Annotated in this window: 7 protein-coding genes and 1 pseudogene; 3 read left to right on the forward strand and 5 right to left on the reverse strand. The window is 65.0% G+C overall.

Annotated features, from left to right (window positions below; genetic code table 11):
* The 3 genes from ABZD10_RS13375 to ABZD10_RS13385 form a co-directional block, all read right to left on the reverse strand.
* Positions 1-1176: acyl-CoA dehydrogenase family protein (locus ABZD10_RS13375; protein WP_372887193.1), on the reverse strand; the 1176-nt coding region annotated here is incomplete at its 3' end.
* A gap of 128 nt (positions 1177-1304) precedes the next feature.
* Positions 1305-1706: a MerR family DNA-binding transcriptional regulator gene (locus tag ABZD10_RS13380; RefSeq protein WP_372887194.1), complete on the reverse strand. Its 402-nt coding sequence runs from the start codon at positions 1704-1706 to the stop codon at positions 1305-1307.
* Between the two features lie 257 nt (positions 1707-1963).
* Positions 1964-2335: a MerR family DNA-binding transcriptional regulator gene (locus ABZD10_RS13385; protein ID WP_372887196.1), complete on the reverse strand. Its 372-nt coding sequence runs from the start codon at positions 2333-2335 to the stop codon at positions 1964-1966.
* 114 nt (positions 2336-2449) lie between these two features.
* Between ABZD10_RS13385 and ABZD10_RS13390 the strand changes: the two genes are divergently transcribed.
* The 3 genes from ABZD10_RS13390 to ABZD10_RS13400 are packed head-to-tail and all read left to right on the forward strand — an operon-like array spanning position 2450 to position 4707.
* The gene (locus ABZD10_RS13390) at positions 2450-2872 is read left to right on the forward strand and encodes a PaaI family thioesterase (RefSeq protein WP_372887198.1); all 423 of its coding nucleotides are present in this window, start codon (positions 2450-2452) and stop codon (positions 2870-2872) included.
* A 1-nt stretch (position 2873) separates the two neighbouring features.
* Positions 2874-3386, forward strand: coding sequence for a PaaI family thioesterase (locus tag ABZD10_RS13395; protein ID WP_372887200.1), 513 nt, complete (start codon positions 2874-2876; stop codon positions 3384-3386).
* Positions 3379-4707, forward strand: coding sequence for an MATE family efflux transporter (locus tag ABZD10_RS13400; RefSeq protein WP_372887202.1), 1329 nt, complete (start codon positions 3379-3381; stop codon positions 4705-4707). Before ABZD10_RS13395 ends, ABZD10_RS13400 begins: the two co-directional genes overlap by 8 nt.
* Before the next feature lie 12 nt (positions 4708-4719).
* Here ABZD10_RS13400 and arsC read toward each other — a convergent pair whose 3' ends face one another.
* Entirely contained in the window at positions 4720-5064 is a 345-nt protein-coding gene (gene arsC / locus ABZD10_RS13405) for an arsenate reductase (glutaredoxin) (RefSeq protein WP_372887204.1), read from the reverse strand.
* Positions 5055-5315 (reverse strand): annotated as a pseudogene (locus tag ABZD10_RS13410) (dihydroorotate dehydrogenase (quinone)); the annotation flags it as partial. The pseudogene ABZD10_RS13410 and the gene arsC, both read right to left, overlap by 10 nt.

The following is a 5315-nucleotide window of genomic DNA, read 5'->3' on the forward strand; positions in this document are numbered from 1 at the left end:
CTTGATCACCGGGGTCAGCAGGCTGACCAGCCCGTCGGCATCCTTGTCGCTCTTGCGGTGCGCCTGGTCGATCATTGTTGCGCCCCAGAGGATGAAGGCGCGGGCGCCCTCGGCAAAGCTTTTCTGGTCCATCAGCGAGCGGCGGATATCGGGGTGCACGATCAGCGGGTCGGCCGGGCCGTCGGGGTTTTCGGCGCCGGTCACGGCGCGGCCCTGCAGGCGGTCCTTGGCATATTCGACGGCGTTCTGATAGGCGACCTCGGCCGCTGCCAGACCCTGCATGCCGACCCCGAGACGGGCCTCGTTCATCATCGTGAACATGGCGCGCATGCCCTTGTTGAGATCGCCCAGCAGGTAGCCGGTCGCCTCGTCATAGTTCAGCACGCAGGTCGAGTTGCCATGGATGCCCATCTTCTTCTCGATATTGCCCACCGAAACGCCGTTGCGCGCACCGATCGTGCCCTCGTCATCGACCAGGAATTTCGGCACGATGAACAGCGAGACCCCCTTGATGCCCTCGGGGCCGCCGGGGACCTTGGCCAGCACCAGATGCACGATGTTGTCGGCCATGTCGTGATCGCCGGCCGAGATGAAGATCTTCTGGCCGGAAATCCTGTAGCTGCCGTCGTCCTGCGGCTCGGCCTTGGTGCGCATCAGCCCGAGGTCGGTGCCGCAATGGGGCTCGGTCAGGTTCATGGTGCCGGTCCATTCGCAGCTGACCATCTTGGGCAGCCACTTGGCCTTCTGCTCATCGGTGCCATGGGCGAGGATGGCGGCGGCCGCGCCATGGGTCAGCCCCTGGTACATGGTGAAGGCCTGGTTCGACGACGAGAACATCTCGCCGACCGCCGTGCCGAGCACATAGGGCATGTTCTGGCCGCCATATTCCTCGGGCATGTCGAGCCCGGTCCAGCCACCTTCCTTGACCTGCTCGAACGCCTCCTTGAAGCCGCTCGGCGTGTAGACGATGCCGTTTTCCAGCCGGCAGCCTTCTTGGTCGCCGACCGCGTTCAGCGGTGCCAGAACGTCGCCGGTCAGCTTGCCGGCCTCTTCGAGGACCGCGTTGGTGAAATCCGCTTCCAGTTCGTCATAGCCGGGAATGTCGGATTGCGACACGTTCAGAACGTCGTGAAGGACGAATTGAAGGTCTCTTACGGGGGCATGGTAAATCGGCATCGGTGGCTTCCCTAAGGTGTTCTGTCGTTTTGTTGGGACATCAATGGGCCGAAATGGCATGGGTTCCATTGATGTCGTGGTCGTTGCAGAGCCAACCTGCGTTGCAGGCTGTCTGCGAAAATCTATGGTTACTCAGCGGCCTTCTTGGTCGAGCTCAGCGAGCCGATAATCCTCTCGCCCCACTTGAGTTGTTCCTTCAGATCGTCGATGGCCTCGTTCAGCTCATCGCGCTGTTCCTCCATGTCCTTGAGGCGCTGCTGGGCGACCTGATAGGTGCGCTCGAACTGGGTCGCCTGCTGGTCGCCCATGTCGTAGAGGTCGAGAAGCTGGCGGATTTCCTCGAGGGAAAACCCGAAACGCTTGCCGCGCAGGATCAGCTTCAGGCGGGCCCGGTCACGCTTGGTGAACAGGCGGCGCTGACCCTCGCGGATCGGGAACAAAAGTTCTTTGGCCTCGTAAAACCGCAGGGTGCGCGGTGTGACGTCGAACGCGTCGCACATCTCGCGGATCGTCATGGTTTCATCGGTCATCGTGTACCCTTCGTCTCGTGTCACTCGGGAAACAGTTGGGAGGTGCCTCCACTGGTTACAATGTCACTTTACGTTGACGTAAGTAGGACGTCACGTCACTTTGCGACGTGACGCGGCGTTGAGATGGCAAGGCAGGGTTGCGGCCACGGGGCGCGTTTCGCCGGAAGCCGGGCATCGCGATTGCTGTGGCATCTCGCGGACACAGGTCATCGGGCCGCGAAGCGGATTCGCAGCCCGGGCAGGGAAAGATGTCGGAGTCAGTCGGTAAGCGCCGCGGCGGTCTCGTCGCGCAGGGTTTTCAGCTCGCTCATGGCCTGATCAAGTTGCAGCTTCTGTTCTTCCAACTCGCCATATTGGCGGTCTGCCATTTCGACAAAGGCCTGCATCTGCGCCTGGGTGCCCTCGTTCTCGTAGATCAGCAGCCATTGGCGGATGTCCTCGAGCTTGATGCCGAAGCGGCGTCCGCGCATGATCAGCGTCATCCGGGCCACCTCGCGGGGGCCGAAGAAACGCGACCGGCCTTCGCGGTCGGGTTGCAGCAGCTCGATATACTCGTAGTAACGCAACGTTCTGGGCGTGACGTCGAATTTCGAGCACATTTCCTTAAAGGTCAGACGCGTATCGGACATTTGCCATTCTCCCTTGGCGCCAAACCTAAGCCGGGATTTCCGGAACCGCAACCGCCCCTTGCACAGGACCGGCAATGAGGATCATAACAGGGGCAAACCAGCGAGGCCCGACATATGACCCCGGCAAAAACCAAAATGGCGAAACAGTTCATCAGCGCGATTCCGCATTGCAACGCGCTGGGCATGGAACTGGTCGAAATCGGCGAAGGGGTGGCGGTGATGGAACTGCCCTATGATCTGCGCATCGTCGGCGATCCGGAAACCGGGGTGCTGCATGGCGGCGCGGTCTCGGCGCTGATGGACACCTGCTGCGGCGCGGCGGCGATGAGCCACCCGTCGTCGCCGGCCGGCACCGCGACCATCGACCTGCGCATCGACTACATGCGCGCCGCGACGCCGGGGCAGGCGGTGCGCACCCGCGCCGAATGCTACCACATCACACGCTCGGTGGCCTTCCTGCGGGCGGTGGCCATGGACGAAGACCCGGACCGCCCGGTGGCCACCGCCACCGGCACCTTCACCGTCGAGGGCAAGTGACATGGCGCGCAAACCCCCCGAACCCGTGCAGGTGGTCAAGCAACGTCGCGATGCGGCGCTGAACTCGCTGGTGCACGGCGTGCCCTATGTACAGTTCCTCGGTATCGAGTTCGACCGGCGCGGCGACGAGCTGACCGCGATCATGCCCTTTGACGAGAAACTGATCGGCAACCCGATGCTGCCGGCACTGCATGGCGGTGCGATTGCCGGCTTTCTGGAAACCACCGCAGTGATCGGCCTTGCCTGGTCGGTGCTCTGGGAAGACATCGAGAGCGGCTCGATCGACAGCCGCGAACTGGCCGTCGGCCACCTGCCGCGGCTGCCCAAGACGATCGATTTCACCGTCGATTACCTGCGTTCGGGCCTGCCGCGCGACGCCTATGCCCGGGCCCGGGTCAACCGCTCGGGGCGGCGCTATGCCTCGGTCCATGTCGAAGCCTGGCAGGATCAGCGCGACAAGCTCTTCGCCCAGGCCACCGGCCATTTCCTGATGCCCGCCAAGCACGGTGGCTGACAGGCTGCCGATCACCCACCGCAGGGTGCTGAGGACGGCGTTTCCGATCCTTCTGGCCAATGCCACGGTGCCGATTCTCGGCGCCGTGGACACCGGCGTGGTCGGCCAGATACCCGAAGCGGCGCCGATTGCCGCGGTGGGGGTCGGGGCGGTGATCCTGTCGGCGATCTACTGGGTCTTCGGTTTCCTGCGCATGGGCACCACCGGGCTGACCTCGCAGGCCGCCGGGGCCGGCGAGGGCGCCGAGGTGGTGGCGCTTCTGGTGCGGGCGCTGATGATCGGCCTTGCCGGGGGCGCCCTGCTGATCCTGTTGCAGCCCCTGCTGTTCCGCGGCGCCTTCGCGGTGTCGCCGGCCAGCGCCGAGGTCGAGACCCTGGCCCAGGGCTACATGCAGATCCGCATCTGGTCGGCCCCCGGGGCGGTGGCGGTCTATGGCATCAGCGGCTGGCTGATCGCCCAGGAGCGCACCCGCGCCGTCTTTGCGCTGCAATTCTGGATGAACGGGCTCAACGTGCTCTTGGACCTGTGGTTCGTGCTCGGGATGGACTGGGGTGTCGCCGGGGTGGCCTGGGCGACCTTCCTTGCCGAGTGGTCGGGGCTGGGCTTCGGGCTGTGGCTGTGCCGGGGCGCCTTTGCCGGCAGCATCTGGCGCGACCGGGGGCTGGTCTTCGACACGGCGCGGCTAAGGACCATGCTGGTGGTCAATACCGACATCCTGATCCGCTCGCTCTTGTTGCAGGGGATCTTCGTGTCCTTCCTGCTCTTGGGCGGGCGTTTCGGCGACACCACGCTGGCCGCCAACCAAGTGCTGCTGCAATTCCTCCATATCACCGGCTATGCCCTCGACGGTTTCGCCTTTACCGCCGAGGCGCTGGTCGGCCAGGCCTTTGGCGCCGGGGCGGTGCGGCACATTCGCCGCGCGGCGCTGCTGTCGAGCCTGTGGGCAATCGTCACCGCGCTGCTGTTCTCGGCCGTCTTCGGGCTGTTCGGCCCGGCGCTGATCGACACCATGGCGCGCGACGACAGCGTGCGCGCGGCGGCGCGCGACTTCCTGCCCTGGATGGTGCTGTCGCCGCCGCTGCTGGTCGGGCTGGTGATGTTCGACGGCATCTTCATCGGCGCCACCCGTTCGGCCGACATGCGCAACATGATGGCGCTGGCGGTGGCGATCTACGTGCTGGCGCTCTGGGCGCTGCTCGGCCCCTTGGGCAATCACGGGCTGTGGCTGGCGCTGATGATTTCCTTTGTCGCGCGGGCGGTGACGCTGGGCATGCGCTACCCGGCGCTGGAACGCGCCGCGCAGGGGGCAAGGGCGGTGTGATCCGGCAGAGGGTTACAGGATCTCCAGCACCTGTTCCGGCGGTCGCCCCAGCGCCGCCTTGCCATTGGCGAAGACGATCGGGCGCTCGATCAGTTTCGGCGCCTCGACCATGGCTGCGATCAGGCTTTCGTCGTCGTCATCCTTGGACAATCCCAGCTCTTTGAACGCCGGCTCCTTGGGGCGCATCATGGCAATGGCAGACAGGCCCAGAAGATCGCGCGCGGCGCGGATTTCATCGGCCGAGGGCGTGTCCTCGAGATAGTTGCGCACCGTCACATCTCCCCTGCCTTCCAGCAGGGCCAGGGTCTGGCGCGATTTCGAACAGCGCGGATTGTGCCAGATGGTGATCACAGCCATTGCTCCCTCTTGCAGCCGACGGCCTCGGCGACATTGGCGAAACCGTCGCGTTCCAGGCAGGCGTCGAGCCCGCGCACGATCTCTTCGACCAGCGACAGGCCGCCATAGACCAGCGCCGTGTAAAGCTGCACCGCCGAGGCCCCGGCGCAGATCTTGGCATAGGCCGCCTCGGCGCTGGCGATGCCGCCGACCCCGATCAGCGGCACCCGGTCTTGCAGCAGCGCCGACATCCGCGCCAGCACCCGGGTCGA

Source organism: Shimia sp., assembly GCF_041624275.1.
Taxonomy (GTDB): Bacteria; Pseudomonadota; Alphaproteobacteria; order Rhodobacterales; family Rhodobacteraceae; genus Shimia.

What these genes read in the sequence shown, in the direction of transcription:
- ABZD10_RS13380 (WP_372887194.1), bottom strand. Translation starts at nt 1,706, where the DNA reads ATGACCGATGAAACCATGACGATCCGCGAGATGTGCGACGCGTTCGAC.
- ABZD10_RS13385 (WP_372887196.1), bottom strand. Translation starts at nt 2,335, where the DNA reads ATGTCCGATACGCGTCTGACCTTTAAGGAAATGTGCTCGAAATTCGAC.
- ABZD10_RS13390 (WP_372887198.1), top strand. Translation starts at nt 2,450, where the DNA reads ATGACCCCGGCAAAAACCAAAATGGCGAAACAGTTCATCAGCGCGATT.
- ABZD10_RS13395 (WP_372887200.1), top strand. Translation starts at nt 2,874, where the DNA reads ATGGCGCGCAAACCCCCCGAACCCGTGCAGGTGGTCAAGCAACGTCGC.
- arsC (WP_372887204.1), bottom strand. Translation starts at nt 5,064, where the DNA reads ATGGCTGTGATCACCATCTGGCACAATCCGCGCTGTTCGAAATCGCGC.